Annotated in this window: 23 protein-coding genes; 16 read left to right on the top strand and 7 right to left on the bottom strand. The window is 49.9% G+C overall.

Going from position 1 to position 19,536, the window contains the following annotated elements; genetic code table 11:
* Positions 1 to 2 precede the first annotated feature (2 nt).
* A complete protein-coding gene (locus PGL01S_RS20135) occupies positions 3 to 581 on the bottom strand; it encodes a helix-turn-helix domain-containing protein (RefSeq protein ID WP_127496371.1) in 579 nt (192 codons plus the stop codon).
* Between the two features lie 663 nt (positions 582 to 1,244).
* On the opposite strand from PGL01S_RS20135, the gene glgB reads away from it, so the two are divergent.
* From glgB to PGL01S_RS20105, 5 genes are read left to right on the top strand one after another with little or no spacing between them, the layout of a single operon-like run.
* Positions 1,245 to 3,188: a 1,4-alpha-glucan branching protein GlgB gene (gene glgB, locus PGL01S_RS20125; protein WP_127496369.1), complete on the top strand. Its 1,944-nt coding sequence runs from the start codon at positions 1,245 to 1,247 to the stop codon at positions 3,186 to 3,188.
* Positions 3,167 to 4,336 carry a glucose-1-phosphate adenylyltransferase gene (locus tag PGL01S_RS20120; RefSeq protein WP_127496368.1) on the top strand — a complete coding sequence of 390 codons (1,170 nt, stop codon included), beginning with the start codon at positions 3,167 to 3,169 and terminating at the stop codon, positions 4,334 to 4,336. The genes glgB and PGL01S_RS20120 overlap by 22 nt, the downstream gene beginning before the upstream one ends.
* Positions 4,333 to 5,445, top strand: a complete 1,113-nt coding sequence (glgD, locus tag PGL01S_RS20115) for a glucose-1-phosphate adenylyltransferase subunit GlgD (protein WP_127496367.1) — start codon at positions 4,333 to 4,335, stop codon at positions 5,443 to 5,445. Before PGL01S_RS20120 ends, glgD begins: the two co-directional genes overlap by 4 nt.
* Positions 5,446 to 5,485: 40 nt before the next feature.
* The gene (gene glgA, locus PGL01S_RS20110) at positions 5,486 to 6,949 is read left to right on the top strand and encodes a glycogen synthase GlgA (RefSeq protein WP_127496366.1); all 1,464 of its coding nucleotides are present in this window, start codon (positions 5,486 to 5,488) and stop codon (positions 6,947 to 6,949) included.
* Positions 6,931 to 8,901 carry a glycoside hydrolase family 15 protein gene (locus PGL01S_RS20105; protein ID WP_127496365.1) on the top strand — a complete coding sequence of 657 codons (1,971 nt, stop codon included), beginning with the start codon at positions 6,931 to 6,933 and terminating at the stop codon, positions 8,899 to 8,901. The genes glgA and PGL01S_RS20105 overlap by 19 nt, the downstream gene beginning before the upstream one ends.
* 62 nt (positions 8,902 to 8,963) lie before the next feature.
* On the opposite strand, the gene PGL01S_RS20100 is transcribed toward PGL01S_RS20105, so the two are convergent.
* The 6 genes from PGL01S_RS20100 to PGL01S_RS20075 form a co-directional block, all read right to left on the bottom strand.
* Positions 8,964 to 9,095, bottom strand: a complete 132-nt coding sequence (locus tag PGL01S_RS20100; protein ID WP_127496364.1) for a sporulation protein YjcZ — start codon at positions 9,093 to 9,095, stop codon at positions 8,964 to 8,966.
* A 113-nt stretch (positions 9,096 to 9,208) separates the two neighbouring features.
* Positions 9,209 to 9,619, bottom strand: coding sequence for a spore germination protein GerPE (locus PGL01S_RS20095; RefSeq protein ID WP_127496363.1), 411 nt, complete (start codon positions 9,617 to 9,619; stop codon positions 9,209 to 9,211).
* A gap of 14 nt (positions 9,620 to 9,633) precedes the next feature.
* Positions 9,634 to 9,855: a spore germination protein GerPD gene (locus PGL01S_RS20090; protein ID WP_127496362.1), complete on the bottom strand. Its 222-nt coding sequence runs from the start codon at positions 9,853 to 9,855 to the stop codon at positions 9,634 to 9,636.
* Between the two features lie 16 nt (positions 9,856 to 9,871).
* Positions 9,872 to 10,549, bottom strand: a complete 678-nt coding sequence (locus tag PGL01S_RS20085; protein ID WP_127496361.1) for a spore germination protein GerPC — start codon at positions 10,547 to 10,549, stop codon at positions 9,872 to 9,874.
* A gap of 27 nt (positions 10,550 to 10,576) precedes the next feature.
* Positions 10,577 to 10,780 carry a spore germination protein GerPB gene (locus tag PGL01S_RS20080; protein ID WP_127496360.1) on the bottom strand — a complete coding sequence of 68 codons (204 nt, stop codon included), beginning with the start codon at positions 10,778 to 10,780 and terminating at the stop codon, positions 10,577 to 10,579.
* Positions 10,781 to 10,783: 3 nt separating this feature from the next.
* Positions 10,784 to 11,014 (bottom strand): spore germination protein, encoded by a 231-nt coding sequence (locus tag PGL01S_RS20075; RefSeq protein ID WP_015843867.1) that lies wholly within the window; start codon positions 11,012 to 11,014, stop codon positions 10,784 to 10,786.
* 165 nt (positions 11,015 to 11,179) lie between these two features.
* On the opposite strand from PGL01S_RS20075, the gene PGL01S_RS20070 reads away from it, so the two are divergent.
* The 11 genes from PGL01S_RS20070 (at position 11,180) to mntR (ending at position 19,478) form a co-directional block, all read left to right on the top strand.
* A complete protein-coding gene (locus PGL01S_RS20070) occupies positions 11,180 to 11,629 on the top strand; it encodes an Hsp20/alpha crystallin family protein (protein WP_127496359.1) in 450 nt (149 codons plus the stop codon).
* Between the two features lie 173 nt (positions 11,630 to 11,802).
* Positions 11,803 to 12,003 carry a hypothetical protein gene (locus tag PGL01S_RS20065; protein WP_127496358.1) on the top strand — a complete coding sequence of 67 codons (201 nt, stop codon included), beginning with the start codon at positions 11,803 to 11,805 and terminating at the stop codon, positions 12,001 to 12,003.
* Between the two features lie 35 nt (positions 12,004 to 12,038).
* Positions 12,039 to 12,263, top strand: a complete 225-nt coding sequence (locus PGL01S_RS20060) for a hypothetical protein (protein ID WP_127496357.1) — start codon at positions 12,039 to 12,041, stop codon at positions 12,261 to 12,263.
* Positions 12,264 to 12,357: 94 nt separating this feature from the next.
* Positions 12,358 to 12,795 (top strand): Fur family transcriptional regulator, encoded by a 438-nt coding sequence (locus tag PGL01S_RS20055; protein ID WP_015843871.1) that lies wholly within the window; start codon positions 12,358 to 12,360, stop codon positions 12,793 to 12,795.
* Complete coding sequence (yidD, locus tag PGL01S_RS20050; protein ID WP_127496356.1) at positions 12,795 to 13,070, top strand: membrane protein insertion efficiency factor YidD; 276 nt, start codon at positions 12,795 to 12,797, stop codon at positions 13,068 to 13,070. The genes PGL01S_RS20055 and yidD overlap by 1 nt, the downstream gene beginning before the upstream one ends.
* A 381-nt stretch (positions 13,071 to 13,451) precedes the next feature.
* Positions 13,452 to 15,443 carry a methionine--tRNA ligase gene (gene metG, locus PGL01S_RS20045; RefSeq protein WP_127496355.1) on the top strand — a complete coding sequence of 664 codons (1,992 nt, stop codon included), beginning with the start codon at positions 13,452 to 13,454 and terminating at the stop codon, positions 15,441 to 15,443.
* A gap of 190 nt (positions 15,444 to 15,633) precedes the next feature.
* Positions 15,634 to 16,581, top strand: coding sequence for a metal ABC transporter solute-binding protein, Zn/Mn family (locus PGL01S_RS20040; protein WP_127496354.1), 948 nt, complete (start codon positions 15,634 to 15,636; stop codon positions 16,579 to 16,581).
* A 34-nt stretch (positions 16,582 to 16,615) separates the two neighbouring features.
* On the top strand, positions 16,616 to 17,416 hold the full coding sequence (locus tag PGL01S_RS20035) for a metal ABC transporter ATP-binding protein (RefSeq protein WP_127496353.1): 801 nt from the start codon (positions 16,616 to 16,618) through the stop codon (positions 17,414 to 17,416).
* Entirely contained in the window at positions 17,400 to 18,209 is an 810-nt protein-coding gene (locus tag PGL01S_RS20030) for a metal ABC transporter permease (RefSeq protein WP_127496352.1), read from the top strand. The genes PGL01S_RS20035 and PGL01S_RS20030 overlap by 17 nt, the downstream gene beginning before the upstream one ends.
* A 21-nt stretch (positions 18,210 to 18,230) precedes the next feature.
* Entirely contained in the window at positions 18,231 to 18,947 is a 717-nt protein-coding gene (locus tag PGL01S_RS20025) for a cytochrome c biogenesis CcdA family protein (protein ID WP_127496351.1), read from the top strand.
* Positions 18,948 to 19,055: 108 nt separating this feature from the next.
* Positions 19,056 to 19,478, top strand: coding sequence for a transcriptional regulator MntR (gene mntR / locus PGL01S_RS20020; RefSeq protein WP_015843878.1), 423 nt, complete (start codon positions 19,056 to 19,058; stop codon positions 19,476 to 19,478).
* Positions 19,479 to 19,536 lie beyond the last annotated feature (58 nt).

Raw genomic sequence — 19,536 nt, 5'->3', positions numbered from 1 at the left:
GATTACCGGCCGTTACGTACTTCAGGCCAGATATCGCTGACTGCAACCTGCAGTTCTCCTGCAATAAGCTCAGCCGTTAACCGGTTGGGCTTTTGTATATGTCCATTTCGAAGCTTGGAGATGGTCTGCAAGGAAATATTCGTCGCGGCAGCCATCTGGTTGGCGCTTATATCCCGCTTGGCCATCCACATCTTAAGCCGTTTGGAAGAGTCATAGACTTGCTTGATTGCCGTTAACGGCTCTTCTCGCGCATGTTCGCTCTTGTTTCCGAAGATGATCAGCGCGTATCTGGCTTCATCCTGATCGGATATAGTCAAAGCCCGGAATTCAAGATGCACGGCAATCTCGTCTTGTTTGGCGGATGTCAAGATTGTCTCCTGCGTGAAATGCAGGCTGCTGTCGCACGGCAAATAATGGGCTATAAGCAGATCGATCGACATTCCCTTCAGCTGCTCCTGTTTATATCCGGAAAGCCTGCAGAAGGCTTCATTTGTTTCATGTATCGTTGTTGACGCCCTTGATACTCGGATAAGTATCATCGGCTGGTCAAGTATTTGGAAGATTTGGTAAAATGCAATCAAAATTGGTCCTCCTTAATTCCAAGCGCGCCAATGCACAAAATCGAGTATAAGCTTTACGCTTGTACTATACAATAGCTTTACTATATTTAACAAAATCGTCAAGAATAAATGCAGTTTGGTTTAATAAATTAAACTTGCTGGCATGAAACGGTTCAATCATGCGGAAGCTGTCATTTCTATGACAAAATGATAGGGTGTTCAGCTACCAGCGAGTTTTGTATGAATCTATGTTCTCGGGTAATATTAGGAAACGCAGGTTTGAAACTTAGGGGGAAATAGACAACATGAAAACATGCGGGATCGATAATTGCTCCAAACCGGTCAAGGCAAGAGACCTGTGCTCCATGCACCATCAACGCCTGATGAGACATGGCGATCCGAATACCGTTATGCCGCGCAGGACAAAGAAGCTGGTCGATTGCAGCTGGATCAATTGTTCAAGTCAAGCCGTATCGAAAGGACTGTGTGTCAAGCATTATTACATCAATCGAGTTTTAAAGAAAAATGAACAAATTGATGTAAGGTAACTTTACATCCATTTTCTGAAAATGGGGTGTTTATTTTCATTAAAATATGTATAATGGAGGTAACTCCCTATTTACCAGAGAATGAATCCTTTAACGCTGCGGTACCATTGTAACCAAATGGAGGCGATTGTCGGAAATGATTCAAACGGCACCATACGGCCTTCTGATGAGCGATTTGTATCTGTTCAACAAAGGCAGCTCTCACCACAGTTACCGGTTCATGGGCGCACATGTCATGGACTGGGACGGTAAAGATGGCGTCAGGTTTGCAGTGTGGGCTCCGCACGCCAGGGAGGTTCGGCTTGTTGGCCAGCATAACAACTGGGATGGTTCCGGTTCGTTGATGGAACGCGTTTCTTCGACAGGGGTCTGGGTTCTCTTCGTACCGGGACTTGGCGAAGGCGCTATTTACAAGTACGAGATTGTGACCTCAACAGGTCAGCGGCTGCTCAAGGCAGATCCTTACGCTTTCCTCGCCGAAAGGCGTCCTCAAACCGCCTCCGTAGTGTCTGATCTATACGGATTCCCGTGGCGGGACAAGAAATGGATGGATTCCAGGCATAAGCGGCCCGCTTATTCCAATCCGCTCACGCTTTACGAAGTGCACGCCGGCTCCTGGCAGCTGAAAGGGGAGGAGAATTTCCTCACCTACGAAGAACTTGCCGATCAGCTTGTTCCTTACGTAGCCAAGATGGGATATACCCATATCGAGCTGATGCCAATCAATGAACATCCTTTTGACCAATCCTGGGGTTATCAGATTACCGGTTATTACGCGCCGTCCAGCCGTTACGGCAAGCCTAAGCAGCTGATGAAGTTTATCGACCGCTGCCACGCGTACGGCATAGGCGTTATTCTCGACTGGGTTCCCGGTCACTTCTGCAAGGATGAACATGGATTGCGTCGCTTTGACGGTACTCCGATCTTTGAAGGAAATGACGAGCGGCTTGCCGAAAAGCCTTTATGGGGAACACTGGCCTTCGATTTCAAACGAAACGAAGTGATCAGCTTCCTGATCTCCAATGCCATCTACTGGATGGAAATGTTCCACTTCGACGGTCTTCGGATTGATGCCGTCGCCAGCATGATCAATCTCCACATGGATAAACCGCCCGAGCTCTTCACCTGGAACGAGTATGGCGGCACCGACAATCTAGACGCTCTCCGCTTCATGAAACGGCTTAACGAAACCGTATTTCACTACTACCCAGACGCACTAATGATCGCAGAAGATTCTTCCGCTTGGCCTGCAGTCACCTCACCTACCTACTTAGGCGGGCTGGGATTTAACTTTAAATGGAATATGGGCTGGATGAACGACGTGCTCAAATACATGTCGATGGATCCTGCCGACCGCTCACACCACCACCACCTACTTACTTTCTCACTTTTGTACGCTTTCTCTGAAAACTACGTTTTACCGTTCTCGCATGACGAGGTTGTACACGGCAAACGTTCCTTGCTGAACAAGATGCCTGGCACCTACGAGGAAAAATTCGCTCAATTACGTTTGTTATACGGCTATTGGATCGCTCATCCGGGCAAGAAGCTGCTGTTTATGGGCAGCGAATGGGGACAGTTCGACGAATGGAAGGACCGCGAACCGCTTGATTGGATGCTGCTCGATTACGATCTTCACGGCAAGATGCACGGCTATGTCAAAGCTTTGAACCAGGTTTATACCCATGAACCGTCGCTATGGGAAAGAGATCAGGACGCTTACGCATTTCAATGGATTGATGTGAATAATGCTGAACAATCGATCATATCTTTCATTCGTTATGGCAAGCAGGGCTTCACTGTTACGGTTGCCAACTTCTCCAGAAACGGTTATACCCATTATCGATTAGGCGTGCCGCAGCCGGGCTGTTATCGCATGATCCTAAACAGCAATGAGGTACAGTTCGGAGGTTCCGATTCACAGTGTTTACAGAAGCATGACAGCGAGAAAGTGAGCTGGCACGGCTATAACCAAAGCATTTCCATCAATCTCCCCCCTCTATCCTTCCAATTATACAGCTTTGCGGGCGGAGACCACATTAAGAAGGGGTTGGTGTCATGGGTCGAAAAAAGGAAATGATTGCAATGCTGCTGGCAGGAGGAGAAGGCAAGCGACTGGGAGTTCTCACAAAGGATTTGGCGAAGCCGGCTGTCTATTTTGGGGGGAAGTACCGCATTATCGACTTTACTTTAAGCAATTGCACGCATTCCGGCATTGACACGGTTGGGGTTCTTACGCAATACCAGCCGCTCGAATTGAATCGGTATTTGGGCATCGGAAGCCCATGGGGGCTGGACCGCAGGGATGGCGGCATGTCCATTCTGCCTCCATTCGTCAAGCAAAAAGGCGGGGTATGGTATAAAGGAACGGCAAATGCAATCTATCAAAATATGGCGTTTATTGAATCTTATGACCCAAACTATGTTCTGGTCATCTCGGGTGACCATATTTATAAAATGGATTACGATCTGATGCTGCAGCATCACAAGAAAAGCGGGGCGGATATTACGATTGCCGGCATTGAAGTGCCGTGGAAGGAAGCAAGCCGTTTTGGCGTCATGCACGTGGATGACGAAGACCGGATTACGGCTTTCGAAGAAAAACCAAAAAATCCGACCAGCAATATCGCTTCGATGGGCGTCTATATTTTCACCTGGTCGGTATTGAAGAAGTATTTGATTCAAGACGAAGCCAGCCGCAATTCCAGTCATGACTTCGGCAAGGACGTAATTCCTTCCATGATGAGAGACGGTTTGCATCTGAGCACGTATGCTTTCCGCGGTTACTGGAAGGATGTCGGCACGATCGAAAGCTTATGGGAAGCCAATATGGATTTATTAGATGATAAGCCTTCGCTTGATCTTGCCGATAAAGATTGGCGAATTTTCTCCGTCAGCCCTAACCGTCCGGCCCAATACGTGGCTTGCGGGGCGAGCGTATCCTCCTCTATGGTGACGGAAGGCTGCATTGTGGAAGGCGATGTCGAGCGATCCATTCTGTTCTTTGGCGTTACGACGGGCAAAAACAGTATCGTTAGCGAATCGGTCATTATGCCGAATGTGAAAATTGGCGAAGGAGCCCGCGTCTACCGGGCGATAATTGGTGAAGGTGCTGTAATCGAAGACGGCGTATGCATCGGCAGTCCCGACGATGATGCGATTACCGTTGTTGCCGTAGGCGAGTTTGTATCCAATGAACCGATGCTGCTGGAGGTGGAGCCGTCATGAAACATCAAGTTATGGGCGTTATCAATCTGATTCACGAAAACGACGATATGGAGCGGCTGACGCAAAACCGCTGCCTTGCTACCGTGCCGTTTGGCGCAAGATACCGGCTTATCGATTTCATTCTCTCAAGCATGGTTAACTCCGGAATTAATAAAGTAGCCGTATTCGCACATACGAAATACCGTTCCCTCATGGATCACGTCGGTTCCGGCGACCATTGGGACTTAAATAACCGTCAGAGCGGCTTGTTCCTGCTTCCTCCGGCAACGGACGACATTCAGGAAGTCAGCCGCGGGGACTTATATCATTTCTACCAGCACCGCGACTATTTCAACCGCTCCACGCTGGAATATGTCGTAATTGCCCGCAGTCATATGGTGTGCAACATCGATTTCGAACCGATTATCGAAGCGCATAAGGAACGCGAAGCGGATATTACGGTCGTGTGCAAGCGGGATGCCGATCTGATGGGCGGCAAAGCCCGCAAGATGAAGATGGATCCGGATGGCCGCGTCACGGCTATGCAGGACCATTACGGAAGAATGAACAGCGATATCTCTTCCATGGAAATGTACGTAATGCGCAAGGATCTCCTGATGGAACTCGTCGAGACATCCCTTGCCCAAGGGCAGGACCACTTGGTCCGCCACGCGATTTTCTCGAGAATCGATAAGCTTCGCGTCTACGGCTATTTGCACGAGGGTTATCTGGCTGTCGTGAATACTCTGTCGAGCTTCTACCAGAGCAACATGAGCCTGCTTCGCCCCGACGTGTGGCGCGAGCTGTTCTTCCAGCCGGGCATGGTATTCACGAAAGGCAAGGATGAACCGCCGGCCCGCTATTTGGGAACATCCAAAGTGACCGATTCCCTTATCGCTAACGGCTGCCGAATTGAAGGAACGGTCGAGAACAGCATTCTGTTCCGCGGAGTTCATGTCCGCAAAGGGGCCGTTGTCCGCAATAGCATTATTATGCAAAACGGCGACATCGGCGAGAACAGCCTGGTTCAGCACTGCATTCTCGATAAGGATGTACGCGTTCAGTATGACCGCGATATCCGCGGTTCTTCCGAAAATCCGTTTCTGGCAGGCAAGCGTAAGATTATATAAATAGCAATTAAATTATGGATAGGGTATGAGGTGATCAGGCGTGAATATATTAATGGCCGCTTCAGAAGCAACTCCGCTCGCCAAATCGGGCGGACTGGCTGACGTTGCAGGAGCTTTGCCTAAGGCGCTTAAGCAACGTGGAGCCGATGTTCGTATTATTATGCCCAAGTATGAGCAGATCCCAGATTATTATATTCAGAATTTTGAGCGAATTGCAGAATTTTATGTAAATTTTGGTTGGAGAAGTCAATATTGCGGCTTGTTCCGTGCGGAAATCGACGGTGTAGTCTTCTATCTGATTGATAATGAGTTTTATTTCGGGCGCAGAGGGCTGTACGGTTATAACGACGATGCCGAGCGGTTTGTCTTCTATTCCGTTGCGGTAATGGAGGCTGTGCGGTACCTGGATTACAAGCCGGATATTGTTCACTGCCATGATTGGCAGGCCGGTCTAATTCCGGTTCTGCTCCGCACCCGTTATTCGAATGATCCAGCCTGGGACGGCGTGAAGTCGGTATTCACGATCCATAACCTGATGTATCAAGGGTTGTTCGGCATTGATCTATTGAAGGAGCTTCTGGGAGCGGGAGACGAGATGTTTACCGCCGACAAGCTGGAATTTCACGGTGCCGCAAGCTGCCTGAAAGGGGGGCTTGTCTATGCGGACAAGCTGACAACGGTCAGTGAATCCTATGCGCGGGAAATCCAGAGCTGGGAGCATGGCGAGAAGCTTGACGGTCTGCTAAGCAGCCGTTCCGGCGATCTTACAGGCATTATCAACGGGATTGATACCGAGCTATACGATCCGATGAACGATGATGCCCTACATACGCCTTACCGTTCCTCTATCTCCCGTAAGCGCAAGAACAAGCTGAGCTTGCAGGCGGAGCTGGGTCTTCCCGAATCGGAGGAAACCCCGCTGATCGGCATTATCAGCCGTCTGGTGGAGTCGAAAGGGATGGACCTCATTACCTGGAAGCTTGACGAGCTTATGCAGGAGGATGTACAGCTTGTTGTTCTGGGAGCGGGAGATTGGCATTACGAGAATGCCGTGAATCATCTGGTCGCCCGTTATCCGAATAAAGCCGCGGTATGGCTTGGTTATAACGACCGCCTGGCAAGAAGGATCTATGCAGGCTCGGATATTTTCCTTATGCCATCCCGTTTTGAGCCTTGCGGCTTAAGCCAGCTGCTTGCTCTTCGTTACCGTTCCATTCCCGTAGTCCGGGAAACTGGCGGTCTAAAGGATACGGTCTTCTCCTATAATGAAGAGACCGGGGAAGGCAACGGCTTCAGCTTCACGCACTATAACGCGGACGATTTCATGTATACGGTGAGACGGGCGCTGCACTTCTACCGCGATGATGCCGTATGGCGCCGCATCGTAGACAACGCCGGCAAGGAAGATTACAGCTGGAGCCGCTCGGCAAAAGCTTATATAGCCTTGTACGATCAACTTCTTGCTTCTCGAAAGGGGACTGAAAGATGGCCCGTCACCTTGTAATCGGCAATGGTAAGTTGCTGCTCAATTTGGATCAACATTGTTTTATTCGGGATATTTATTTTCCGTATGTCGGACAGCTAAACCATGTGGGCGGTCACTATTGCCGGTTCGGGATCTGGATCGGAGGCGCATTTTCTTGGCTGGATGAGAAGGAATGGGAATTCGAGCTCAACTATATCGAGGATTCCCTTGTGACGAACATTATTGCGAGGCATGAGGGATTAGGCGTAGAGTTGCAAATGAACGATGGCATTCATCAGCGCGAATGCATCTACATTAAACGGGTTGTCGTGCGCAACAAGAGGAATGAAAGCCGGGAAGCCCGGCTTTTCTTCCATCAGGATTTGATGATTGAAGGTTCGGAGGTAGGAGATACGGCTGCTTATTATCCGGAAAATAACACGATGTTCCACTACAAGCGCTCGAACTACTTCATGTTCAGCGGATGCACGGATGAAGGCGGCATTATGCAATATTCTACCGGTATTAAAAGGTTTCACTCCGCCGAGGGAACCTGGCGCGACGCGGAAGACGGCGTGCTCATGGGCAATACGATTGCCCAAGGCTCGGTTGACAGTACGATTGGCCTTCGCACAACGGTGCCGGGCAACGGAGAAAAGACGTTGTATTACTGGATGTCCGTTGGCAAAAATCTCGAGGAAGTCAAAACCCTTCATAAATACGTGAAGGATAATCATCCCGAGAAGCTGCTCAGCCGGATCGTCATTTACTGGAAGCATTGGCTGCAGCGTGCCGAGTCCGATCTAGGGGATTTGCCCAAAGAGGTCACCCGAATGTTCAAGCATAGTCTGCTGCTTGTCCGGACGCAGGTCGATGAGCGCGGCGCTATTCTGGCCGCGAATGATACGGATATTTTGCAGTACAACCGCGATCATTACAGTTATATGTGGCCGCGCGACGGCGCGCTGATCGCCGAGGCGATGTCGCTGGCTGGCTATCAGAGCGTCATTTCGCCGTTTTTCTATTTCTGTGCGAACGCCTTGTCACCGGAAGGTTATTTGTATCATAAGTACAATCCGGACGGCACGGTAGGCTCCAGTTGGCATCCCTATATTGTGAAGGGGAGCCAGAGAATTCCGATCCAGGAAGACGAGACCGCGCTTGTTCTGTTTGCCTTGTGGCAGGACTACTCGCGGAATCAGGTTATCGAGCTGCCTCAATCCCTCTACAGCAACTTGATCCGGAAGGCCGCTTCCTTTCTCAGCGAATATATCGAGCCGGAGCTGTCGCTTCCGAAGCCAAGCTATGATCTGTGGGAGGAACGGTACGGGATCTGGACGTATACCGCCGCTTCCGTTTATGCCGGTTTAATGGCAGGAGCCTTCTTCACCGAGCTCTTCGGGGATTATGAGCGGAGCGACCACTACCGCAATATGGCCCATACCGTCAAAACCGGGATATTGACCCATCTCTGGGATGAAGAATCCGGCCGTTTCGCCCGCGGGCTTGTACAACGGGATAACCGGTGGGTGAAGGATATGACGCTGGAGAGCAGCATATTCGGATTATGGGAATTTGGCGTCTTGTCCGTTCATGATGAACGCGTGCAGAAGACGATGAATGCGATAAAAGAAGGGCTTCGCGTAAGGACTCATATTGGCGGTATCGCCAGATATACCAATGATTATTACTTCCAGCAATCCGGAGAAATCGACCAGGTTCCAGGCAATCCGTGGATCATCTGCACGTTGTGGGTGGCTAATTACGAGATTGAATCCGCGCTTACGCTGGCAGACCTGGAAGGTCCGCTCAGGACGTTGGAATGGGTCGTCGATCACGCCTTGTCGAGCGGGCTGCTGCCGGAGCAGCTTAATCCGTACGACGGCTCGCCGCTGTCCGTGGCACCGCTCACCTGGTCGCATGCGACCTTTGTTCAAAGCGTAAGCAAATACGCTGCGAAGTATAAAGAACTCCAAGGCGCAAAGAATTAAATCCATGAAGTAAAGCCGCTTAGCAGACTGCTAAGCGGCTTTGTTTTGATCCGTAGCGCTTCTTAGAAGAAGCTGCAGGTACGGATAATGATAACCAGCAATACGAATAAAACAAGAATATAGGCCGCGCTATTATTCCAGACTCCTTGAACCGGTGCACAGCCCATATTAGCTCCTGCTACAGGGTAACCCATTGTTCATTCCTCCCGAGTCGTTGTGGTGATCCCAATCACAAGACCAATATATGAGGGGAGTGGGTACGGAAATTGGACATTTGTACCTGTGCAGATGCTTTTGATGATTTCGCCTAGGTGATAGGAATCAGCGTTTTCTCGTACTGCCTGATATGCTTGATTCTAGATTCTGCAATTGTTCGCATCGCATTGCCCGCAAGCAGGCTTGAAGTGGAGCCCACGCCAACCACGCTTATGCAGCCTACGTTAATCCTAGGGCAGTGGTTAACCCTTTTGATCCGTACATCTTCTCCGGCGTCCGCTACCGGGTCGATCAGCTTGGGGAGCGGACGATCGAAAATCGGGTAAGACTCGAAATAAACGCTTCCTGCCTTCGTATGATCAACCGCTCGTTGAACGGCAAGGGCATTCAGCTTAGGCGAACCTTCGGCGCGGTCCCCGAATTGGATAATAGCCCCGATCGAAACATCAACAACGGACACCAGACCAATCTGGGATACTCTTATGGGATAAGATTCTTCCATTCGTACGGTTCCCCCTAACCGGCCATCGGGGATTCGCCAACCGCTTCCTCTTCGCCTTCCGGCGTGGGGAGCGGGGCTATCGGCCCAACAATGACGGATTCGGGCGGGGTATCAAACATCGAATACAAGGTGACGTAGTCGGAGTCGCCGATCTGGAGCATGGAAGCTGCCGATACACCTAGTATTTCAATATTGCCAACGGTTAAACCGCAATTATGCACTGTAAAATTCACCATTGCCTAACCTCTCCTGTCAGCTGCCATTGCCGCTTTTTAGCGACTGGATATATTTTTGCATGGCGGCATCCGCATCCCGGATCGTTTTGGATAAAATCATTTCTTTTTTTTCCTGCTCGGTTTGCGGATTTTGTTCTTGTCCGCCGGTTCCTGTTTCAGCCTCGCCCGGCTTCAGCTGCATATAGAAATGAATGCGGGTTGGAAGCTGCTTGCGGATATCCTCAAGAACCATGCGGCGATGATACGGATCAAGGTCGACCCCGTATTCGGTTTCGAGTGCAATGAGCCTTTGCGTACCGTGCTGGCTCAAAAAACGATCCACTTCCGCCCGCAAGCCCGCATATGGCTCGGACGGCGGGGTTATGCCGGAGGCTGCTGCCGGGTATACGTTAGGCTTATGCTGCTGTACCGCAAGCTGATCGATATCACCGTCACCGCCGGGCATGCCCGGCGGAGTCATGCCGATATTTAAAGTGCCTTCAAGCTTCTCTACTTTTAATTGGTCGAAATGATATTCCAGCTTCTCGATATTATAGGTTGGCTTGTTCTCCAATTGCTTCAGCTGCTCGCTTAGAACAGCGAGCTGCTGCTCCAAGGAATAAATCTGGCTCTGCTGCGCTCTTAATTTGGTTTGAAGCTCAAGCGACCAGGCTTGCCATGGAGACAGCCCATTGCCGGGCGGCTGCTGCTGCATGATAAAAGCCTCCTCTCTAATTAAACGTTAAGCGGGATCCGGAAGCGGGACCAGCGATAGCGGGCTTTCTTCCCCGAGCTGCGGCGCGGGTTGGGTAAATCCTCCCGTATTGTACATTTGGGATAAAGACCGGATGGATCCCGCGCTTCCGACTTGCAGGACAGAGCTGTTCGATACGCTGTTTACTCGAAGCTGCTGTATAGTGATCGTCTGATAAATAGTCCAGTTCATACCTTACACCACGGTTTCAAGATTGTTTTGAGAATTGTCTTGAACGTCCGGATCAAGCGTGTTGGTCGCGCTGACCGCATTGTTTGAATTTGCCAGGCTTCCTGTCAGGAACGAGCCGGAGCCGGCATAGGTTTTCGTCTGGCTGGAGGGCGATACTTGAACCGCGTCTCCGAATTGAACGACGGCACTGGAGCCGACGCTTACGACTTTTACAAATCCAACGATAGAAGGCATTCGTACTCACCCTTTTCCCTTAAAGCGTCTCGTATATTATCGTATGCGGCATACGCCTAGAGGTTCCGCGGCCCGTGTGGATAAGTGCCCAGCGAACGGAAAGAAGTAGCCGCACCGCCCAGCTTCGCATATGCTAACAAGGAATGGCTGGAGGTGAACGGGATCGTGGAAAACAAATGGGATGAGCTTGAGAGATGGCTGGACGGACAACGTTTGCCAAAAGGCTTCGATGTGATGAAAGAGCCGGATTGGGTGGAGAAATTCGTCAGGAAGATGATGACGAAATCACTGCCTTCTGCAGCAAATTCCATCTTGGATCAAGCGGATGAGAACGAGGGGATTTCTTTCTTTGAGACTCATCAAGACTTACTTGTGAAGTTCCACCTTCCGCGTGAAGTAAGCCGGGAAAATCTTCGGTTGTACGTGCGGGACGACCGATTGCGGATTGAAGGGCTTCCTAATCAACAGAAGGAAATCATTAAGCTGCCTAAGCTTGTAAAGCCGACTATTTGCCAAGCGGTTGTGAAAAATTATGTTTTGCAAGTTAAGCTGCGCAAAAGACCTCGGGCTGGCTCTTATTACGAAACGGATATACGATGGTTGAAAGGTCGCTAATCTAGGGCCTATTGGCCGTCGTTTTCTTTAGGTTAGTAACGTTTTGAACCTATGGGTGGTGAAAGCCGTTTCATTTTGTCACCTTTTCTTACGGATTGTGGTTGGCGAACGGAGGGACAATCCCTTATAATGCTAATTGTGTACTTGCATTATTACATAGGGGAGTGTATGCAGTGACTTTAGTCGATGTCAGTGACATCTCTACTTCGTTATTTATTATCGGGGTCGTCTTTTTATTGCTCATATTCGGATTATTAAGTCTTGGCATTCTTCGTATGTTCCAGCAGCGCTTCCGTTACGGATGGGTTTGTTTTGCGGGAGCTGTCGTCAGCTTCATCGCCTTGATGATTATTTTGAACAAATGGTATTTATAGCGGGTTTCTGCAAATAAATAGGGAGGGTGCCCGTTATGATGTGGACGGCGATCTGGTTTGTTATTAACATGTTTTTTGTTGCATCCGTCATTACGCTGTTGTTCATGCACCGATCCGTTACGGAAGCGGCACTTGATCCATCAGGCGGCGAACGCCTGGCAGCGGCGAAGACAAGACGCAAATGGGTGTCGATCGTAAGTATGGTGTTATTTTTGGGTATGTGTGCAAGTTTTCTAATAAACATGCGGCTGAACGGGTGATAAAGGCCGCGGCTTAAGAGAGGCTCTCATTGACGAGAGTCTTTTTTTTCGGCATTATGAATAGAAAGACACTTTATTTTCGGAGGTCCTTTCATTGCATACCATAGATGAAATCATACAAAGAATGACCGGACAAGGACTGCGCATTACGGATCAGCGCAAATCGCTGGCTAAATTGTTTGCGGAGACTCCGGGATACCTGGCACCTAAGGAAGTTTACGAATATATGGGCAAGTCATACTCGGGCTTGAGCTTTGATACCGTATACCGCAATTTGCGCGTGATGGAGGAGCTTGGGGTCATCGAGCAGGTTATCTTTGAGGATGGCGTTAAATTCAAGCTTCATTGCAGGGAAAATGACCACCACCATCATATGATCTGTTTGCAATGCGGGCACACGTATCCGATTACGTTTTGTCCGATGGAGCAGACGGTCGTGCCGGATGATTTCCGGGTAGTAAAGCATAAATTCGAAGTGTTCGGCTACTGCAAAGACTGCATTCAAGAAGAGTCTGCTGCCGGGGCAAACTGATGACACGCAGCCGAACAGCCGTTAGAGTGCTGAAGGCACCGGTCCTTTTTTACCGCAAAGTGATATCTCCGCTTACGCCGCCGACCTGCCGTTATTATCCGACCTGTTCGGCGTACGCCCTGGAAGCGCTTGAGAAGCACGGAGCAGCTAAGGGCTCATGGCTTGCCGCGAAGCGGATCGCAAGATGCCATCCGTTCCATCCGGGGGGCTATGATCCTGTTCCTCCTGTCCCGGGAGAGCAGGAGAGTGACGCGGGCGGAACGGCTGCTCCTTGACAATGGAGCGTTTAATTGGTTATATTTTGTCATATAAGCATATTTCCAATATTCGATGAACGGATAAGTACGATGAAGATGCCATAACAGAGAGCCGGGCAGGACGCTGGAAGCCGGTATGGATAAGCATCCGAAGATGGTCCCGGAGAATCTGTTTCCGAGCCTCAAATACGAGGTAAGGGGATGGCGTGAAGCTGGCGTTAACGGCTCTGCCGCCCATTGAATGGCGGCAACACGAAGCTGCTGTGCGGTGGTTGAATCATGAAAGCGCAGCGGGAATTTGGGTGGTACCGCGTGAGTGAACTTGAACTCTCGTCCCATGTTGGACGGGAGTTTTTTGCGTTCTCTCGCTTTATTTTGATCATAACGGAGGAATGACAAATGGGTAACGATAAAAAATCCTTTTATATTACGACACCGATCTATTATCCGAGCGATAAGCTCCACATCGGACATGCGTATACGACGGTAGCCGGCGATGCGATGGCAAGATACAAGCGGCTTCGCGGGTATGATGTCTGGTATTTGACCGGCACGGACGAGCATGGTCAGAAGATTGAACGCAATGCGAAGGACAAAAACAAATCGCCGCAGCAGTTTGTAGACGATATTGTCGTTGGCATCAAAGAGCTCTGGTCGAAGCTGGAAATTTCGAACGATGATTTCATCCGTACGACGGAGCCTCGCCATAAAGAAGCGGTGGAGAAGATTTTCGCGCAATTGCTGAAGCAGGACGATATTTATAAAGGCGAATATGAAGGCTGGTACTGTACGCCATGCGAATCGTTCTTCCTCGAGCGCCAGCTGGTAAACGGCAACTGTCCGGACTGCGGACGTCCGGTGGAGCTCGTGAAGGAAGAAAGCTATTTCTTCCGGATGAGCAAATATGCCGACCGCCTCTTGAAGCATTACGAAGAGAACCCGGATTTCATTCAACCGGAATCGCGCAAGAACGAAATGATCAACAACTTCATTAAGCCCGGTCTTGAAGATCTTGCGGTATCCCGTACAACCTTCGATTGGGGCGTTAAAGTTCCTGGGGATCCGAAGCATGTCATCTATGTATGGATTGATGCGCTGTCGAACTACATTACAGCGCTTGGTTACGGCAAAGATGGAAGCAGCGATTTGTATGACCGCTTCTGGCCGGCAGACGTTCATCTGGTCGGTAAGGAAATCGTACGATTCCATACGATCTATTGGCCAATCATGCTGATGGCGCTTGGCCTGCCGCTTCCGAAGAAAGTTTTCGCGCATGGCTGGCTGTTGATGAAGGACGGCAAAATGTCGAAGTCGAAAGGGAACGTCGTTGACCCGGTAACCTTGATCGACCGTTACGGCCTGGATGCGGTTCGTTACTACCTGCTCCGCGAAGTGCCGTTTGGTTCCGACGGCACCTTCACCCCGGAAAACTTTGTTGACCGGATCAACTTCGATCTGGCTAACGACCTGGGCAACCTGCTCAACCGTACGGTAGCGATGATCGATAAATATTTCGATGGCGAAATTCCGGCTTACGGCGGCAATGTAACGGCATTTGACGAATCTCTTCAAGTGCTTGCGGCAGAAACCGTACGCCAGGTGGAAGCGTCTATGGAGACGATGGAATTCTCCGTTGCTCTGTCGGCGATCTGGCAGTTTGTCAGCCGTACCAACAAATATATTGACGAGACATCTCCTTGGGCGCTTGCGAAGGATGAAGCGAAGAAGAACGAACTGGCTTCCGTCATGTATCATTTGGCGGAATCGCTCCGCATTATCTCGATTCTGCTTCAGCCTTACCTGACGCATGCTCCTCGCGAGCTGTGGCGCCAGCTTGGTCTGGAAGAAGGCGAATTGACCGCTTGGGAAAGCACGAAGCGCTTCGGACAGCTGCCTGGCGGCACGCGCGTGAGCAAGGGAGCGCCTGTCTTCCCTCGTCTGGATGCAGCCGAAGAAGTTGCTTATATTGCTGCTGCAATGGGCGGCGGAGCTGCGGCTAAAACGGAAGCAGCCGCGCCGGCAGCAGACAACGCTGCTCAAGCCGCTTCACCGGCGGTCGAAGCGAAGGAAGAGATAGGGATCGAAGATTTCGGCAAGGTCGAGCTTCGCGTCGCGCAGGTTATTGCAGCCGAGCCGGTGCAAAAGGCCGACAAGCTGCTTAAGCTGCAGCTGGATCTTGGCTATGAGCAGCGTCAGGTTGTATCCGGAATCGCGAAGTTCTACACGCCGGAGCAGATGGTTGGCCGCAAAGTGATTTGCGTAACGAACCTCAAGCCGGTTAAGCTTCGCGGAGAGCTGTCGCAAGGAATGATCCTTGCAGCTTCGCATGGGGATCAATTGACGCTTGCTACGGTACCGGATGACATGCCAAACGGCGCAATCGTGAAATAATTCAGAGGTGTTGAGAACCGCCCGGATGTTGAATCCGAGGCGGTTCTCTTGCTTATTAACGTATGCAGAGGTACAAGCATGTAAATAGTAGTTAATAGTTTATGGTTGACAGGGTGTAAGCCCGCTCGTATAATCTAGAACGTAATAGTAACGATTACTAAAAAGAGAGTTGAAATGGAGATTATTACGAATGCGTTCTTTTAAACATATGAGTGTGCTGCTGATTGTCATGACCGTTTTGCTCTCCGCATGCGGCGCGAATTCGGGTAAAACGCTAGTTGAAGGCAAGACCAACGTGGTTACGAGCTTTTATCCGCTTTATTATTTGGCTTCCGAGATTGGCGGCGACAACGTGAATGTCGTCAACCTTATTCCCGCTGGCGTAGAGCCTCATGATTGGACGCCTAAAAGCCAGGATTTGACCATCGCGTCCAAGGCACAGCTGTTCCTGTATAACGGTGCCGGTCTAGAGGGCTGGACGGATGATTTCCTGAAAGGTCTGCCGAAGAATGGTGGTCTGATCACGGCCGAAATGAGCAAGGGAATTGCACTCATTCATGGAAATCCGGAAGAAGAGGAAGGTCACGATCATGGCGATCATGACCACGACCTTGACGTCGATCCGCATACTTGGGTGAGTCCGAAGTCTGCTATGGTTATGGCTGCAAACGTGAAAGACAGTCTCATTCAGGCAGATCCTGCCCATAAGGAAGCGTTCGAAGCGAACTATCAAACGCTTGTAGGCAAGCTGGAAGCACTGAACGAAGAGTTTGAATCGAAATTAGCGGCAGCGCCTCATAAATCAATTGTAGTGTCGCATCAAGCTTTTGGTTATTTGGCCAGAGATTACGGGCTGACGCAGATCGCGATTACGGGTCTGTCTCCCGATGCCGAGCCTCGCGCCCAGGATTTGCTCAAGGTTGCGAAGTTTGTGAAATCGGAGGGCATCAAATATATTTATTTCGAAGAGATGGTATCGCCGGATCTGGCAAAAACGATCGCAAGCGAAACGCATACCAAGCTGCTTGTGCTTAATCCGATCGAAGGTCTTACGCCGAAGCAGGAAAAGGCTGGAGAGGATTATCTTAGCCTGATGGAGAAAAATCTGCAAAATTTATTGACCGGCTTACAGAAATAATAGGATAGATATAGCGAAAGTGAGGTGGGGAACGATGCAAAATATAAATTGTCATCAAGATATAATAACGCTTGAGGATGTATCCTTTTCCTATCAGAGTCAAACAGTTCATAAAGGACTTAATTTCTCGGTAAAAGAACGGGATTTCATCGGACTTATCGGATCAAACGGCGCTGGAAAAACAACTCTGCTGCGCATGATTGTCGGGCTGCTCAAGCCGGAGAGCGGAACGATCCGCCTGTTCGGACAGCCGGTCTCCCAATTCAAGGATTGGGACCGGATCGGCTACGTCCCGCAAAAAAATTCGTTTAATCCGCTATTCCCGGCTACCGTCCGCGAGGTTGTATTATCGGGTCTGTACAGCCGGAATAAACTTTTCCGCAAAATTACGAAAGCCGATCAGAAGAAATGCGAGGACGCCCTTCATGCCATGAATATTGAAGATTTGGCTATGAAGCGGATCGGGGAGCTGTCCGGCGGACAACAGCAGCGGGTATTTCTTGCAAGAGCGTTAATCAACAATCCGTCGCTGCTGATTTTAGACGAACCAACGGTTGGCATCGATTCGGAGACGCAGGAAGGCTTCTTCCATATGATCAAGCATATGCACCAACATCATAATATTACGTTTCTCATGGTATCGCATGACATGGAGATGATCCGGTCCTATTTAGGCCAGCAGCCTGCGGCGGAAAGCGGCAAGCTGAAATTTTACAAGAAGCATTCGCATGATCTGCAGAATTGCGTAGAGAACGATTTGACGCATAGCTTGAAGGAGCTTCGTCAACAAATGGAGAGCAGGAGAGAGGTCGTTACGGTTGGAGATCTTAGCTAGTGAGTTTTTTCAGCGGGCGTTAATCGGAGGCGTATTGATCGGGATCACGGCACCGCTTATGGGGATATTCCTTGTGCTGCGCCGCTTATCGATGATTGGCGACACTTTGTCCCACGTATCGATTGCGGGGGTCGCTCTAGGATTCCTGATTGGCGTATATCCGGTAGCGGTTGGCCTGGTGTTCGCGATTATTGCTTCTTTCTTTATCGAGAAGCTTCGGAAAACGTACAAAACCTACGCGGAATTGTCCATTGCCATTATCATGTCCGGCGGCGTTGCATTGGCGTCAATCCTGTTCACGATGGGCAGAGGCTTTAATATTAATGTGAACGGCTATTTGTTCGGCAGTATTTTTACCCTCGACAACGTGGATCTCATTACGATTGCCGTCGTTACGGTTGTGGTATTGGTAGCGATCCGCACGCAGTTGAAGGAGCTGTTCCTGCTTACGTTCGACGAGGATGCGGCTGCCGTAAGCGGCTTGCCCGTTCGGTTCTATAATGTTATGATTAGCGTGCTTACTGCACTTGTCATTAGCGCGTCTATTAAAATCGTGGGAGCGTTGCTTGTTTCGGCACTGCTTACCATTCCGGCGGCCTGCAGCTTGATTATTGCCCGCAGCTTCCGTCAAAGCGTCATTACGGTTGTTATCATCGGGGAGCTTGCCGTTGTAGCCGGACTGATGATGGCAGGCGTATGGAATCTAGCGCCGGGCGGTACGATCGTTTTGTTATTGATTGCGATTATGCTTGTTCTTCTGCTGCTGAAGCGCGGCATGAAGATGGGAAGTTAACTTCGACTGAGGTGTTTAACTTTGGATAACATTAACGTATGGCTGGCGTTTGGCGCCGGCTTTGCTTCATTTATCTCGCCTTGCTGCCTGCCTTTATATCCTTCGTATTTATCTTACATAACCGGCATTTCCGTTAGCGATTTGAAGAATAATAATCATACTTCCCAGATGAGAATGAGGACGATGTCGCATACCTTGTTTTTCATACTGGGATTTTGTACGGTTTATTACACGCTTGGCTATGGCTCCAACGTATTCGCGGAGTTTTTTAGCCAATATGAGGATTTGATCCGCAAGCTGTCGGCTATTCTGATCGTGCTTATGGGCCTATTCCTCGCGGGTATTTTTCAGCCGCAGGTGCTCATGAAGGAACGCCGCTTCCACTTTGACCCGACAAAAAAGACCGGCTATCTCGGTTCCTTTATTTTTGGCGTCGGTTTCTCGGCAGGCTGGACGCCTTGTATCGGACCGGCATTAACCGCCATTCTGGCTTTGGCTGCTTCGAAGCCGGGGACGTGGTTCGAGCTGACGACCGCGTATGCGTTAGGGTTTGCCATTCCGTTTTTCCTGCTGGCCTTTTTCCTTGGGTCGGCACGCTGGCTGCTTAAATATTCGTCCGTTGTTATGCGAATCGGCGGAGGCGTTATGGTGCTGATGGGGATTCTTCTGTTCACGGATCAGATGACCAAAATTACGATTTGGCTGAATCAAGTAACGCCTGCTTTTATGAAGTTTTAATGGGGATGCGTAAGCAAATCGGCTTGCAGTAGCATTAAAAATAGTTGTATGATACTAAGAGTAACGCCATGAGACAAGGTGTAGAATGCAGGGTTAGGGGGTTCTTCATTGCCGACTCCGAGCATGGAAGACTACTTGGAACGTATTTATAAGCTTATTGATGAAAAGGGCTATGCGCGCGTATCGGATATAGCCGAAGGGCTTGAGGTGCATCCTTCATCTGTCACCAAGATGATTCAGAAGCTGGACAAAGACAATTACTTGATTTACGAGAAATACCGCGGGCTTGTTCTGACAAGCAAAGGGAAAAAGATGGGCAAGAGGCTTGTTGACCGCCATCATTTACTCGAGTCATTCCTGACGATTATCGGCGTGCAGGAAGAGAACATTTACCGCGATGTGGAAGGCATCGAGCATCATCTAAGCTGGGATTCAATTACATGTATCGAGACATTGGTTGAATTCTTTAACCGTGAGCCGTCTCGCTTGGACGAGCTGAGAGGGATACGGACTGAACTAGAAACGGAATGAAAAGCTCGCCGCTTGCGGCGGGCTTTTTTAGTTGCCCTTGGGAGGCGGCCGGATCTGG

Origin of the sequence: Paenibacillus glycanilyticus NBRC 16618, from assembly GCF_004000805.1 — a bacterium.
Classification (GTDB): Bacteria; Bacillota; Bacilli; order Paenibacillales; family Paenibacillaceae; genus Pristimantibacillus; species Pristimantibacillus glycanilyticus.
This window is presented reverse-complemented; position numbering and strand designations above follow the sequence as displayed.

Excerpts from the sequence above, each read along its gene's own strand:
- PGL01S_RS20080 (WP_127496360.1), bottom strand. The coding sequence starts at position 10,780 with ATGAACTGGACTATTTATCAGACGATCACTATACAGCAGCTTCGAGTA.
- PGL01S_RS20095 (WP_127496363.1), bottom strand. The coding sequence starts at position 9,619 with ATGGAAGAATCTTATCCCATAAGAGTATCCCAGATTGGTCTGGTGTCC.
- PGL01S_RS20085 (WP_127496361.1), bottom strand. The coding sequence starts at position 10,549 with ATGCAGCAGCAGCCGCCCGGCAATGGGCTGTCTCCATGGCAAGCCTGG.
- PGL01S_RS20100 (WP_127496364.1), bottom strand. The coding sequence starts at position 9,095 with ATGGGTTACCCTGTAGCAGGAGCTAATATGGGCTGTGCACCGGTTCAA.
- metG (WP_127496355.1), top strand. The coding sequence starts at position 13,452 with ATGGGTAACGATAAAAAATCCTTTTATATTACGACACCGATCTATTAT.
- PGL01S_RS20060 (WP_127496357.1), top strand. The coding sequence starts at position 12,039 with ATGATGTGGACGGCGATCTGGTTTGTTATTAACATGTTTTTTGTTGCA.
- PGL01S_RS20040 (WP_127496354.1), top strand. The coding sequence starts at position 15,634 with ATGCGTTCTTTTAAACATATGAGTGTGCTGCTGATTGTCATGACCGTT.
- glgD (WP_127496367.1), top strand. The coding sequence starts at position 4,333 with ATGAAACATCAAGTTATGGGCGTTATCAATCTGATTCACGAAAACGAC.
- PGL01S_RS20105 (WP_127496365.1), top strand. The coding sequence starts at position 6,931 with ATGGCCCGTCACCTTGTAATCGGCAATGGTAAGTTGCTGCTCAATTTG.
- glgB (WP_127496369.1), top strand. The coding sequence starts at position 1,245 with ATGATTCAAACGGCACCATACGGCCTTCTGATGAGCGATTTGTATCTG.
- PGL01S_RS20090 (WP_127496362.1), bottom strand. The coding sequence starts at position 9,855 with ATGGTGAATTTTACAGTGCATAATTGCGGTTTAACCGTTGGCAATATT.
- yidD (WP_127496356.1), top strand. The coding sequence starts at position 12,795 with ATGACACGCAGCCGAACAGCCGTTAGAGTGCTGAAGGCACCGGTCCTT.
- PGL01S_RS20035 (WP_127496353.1), top strand. The coding sequence starts at position 16,616 with ATGCAAAATATAAATTGTCATCAAGATATAATAACGCTTGAGGATGTA.
- PGL01S_RS20120 (WP_127496368.1), top strand. The coding sequence starts at position 3,167 with ATGGGTCGAAAAAAGGAAATGATTGCAATGCTGCTGGCAGGAGGAGAA.
- PGL01S_RS20075 (WP_015843867.1), bottom strand. The coding sequence starts at position 11,014 with ATGCCTTCTATCGTTGGATTTGTAAAAGTCGTAAGCGTCGGCTCCAGT.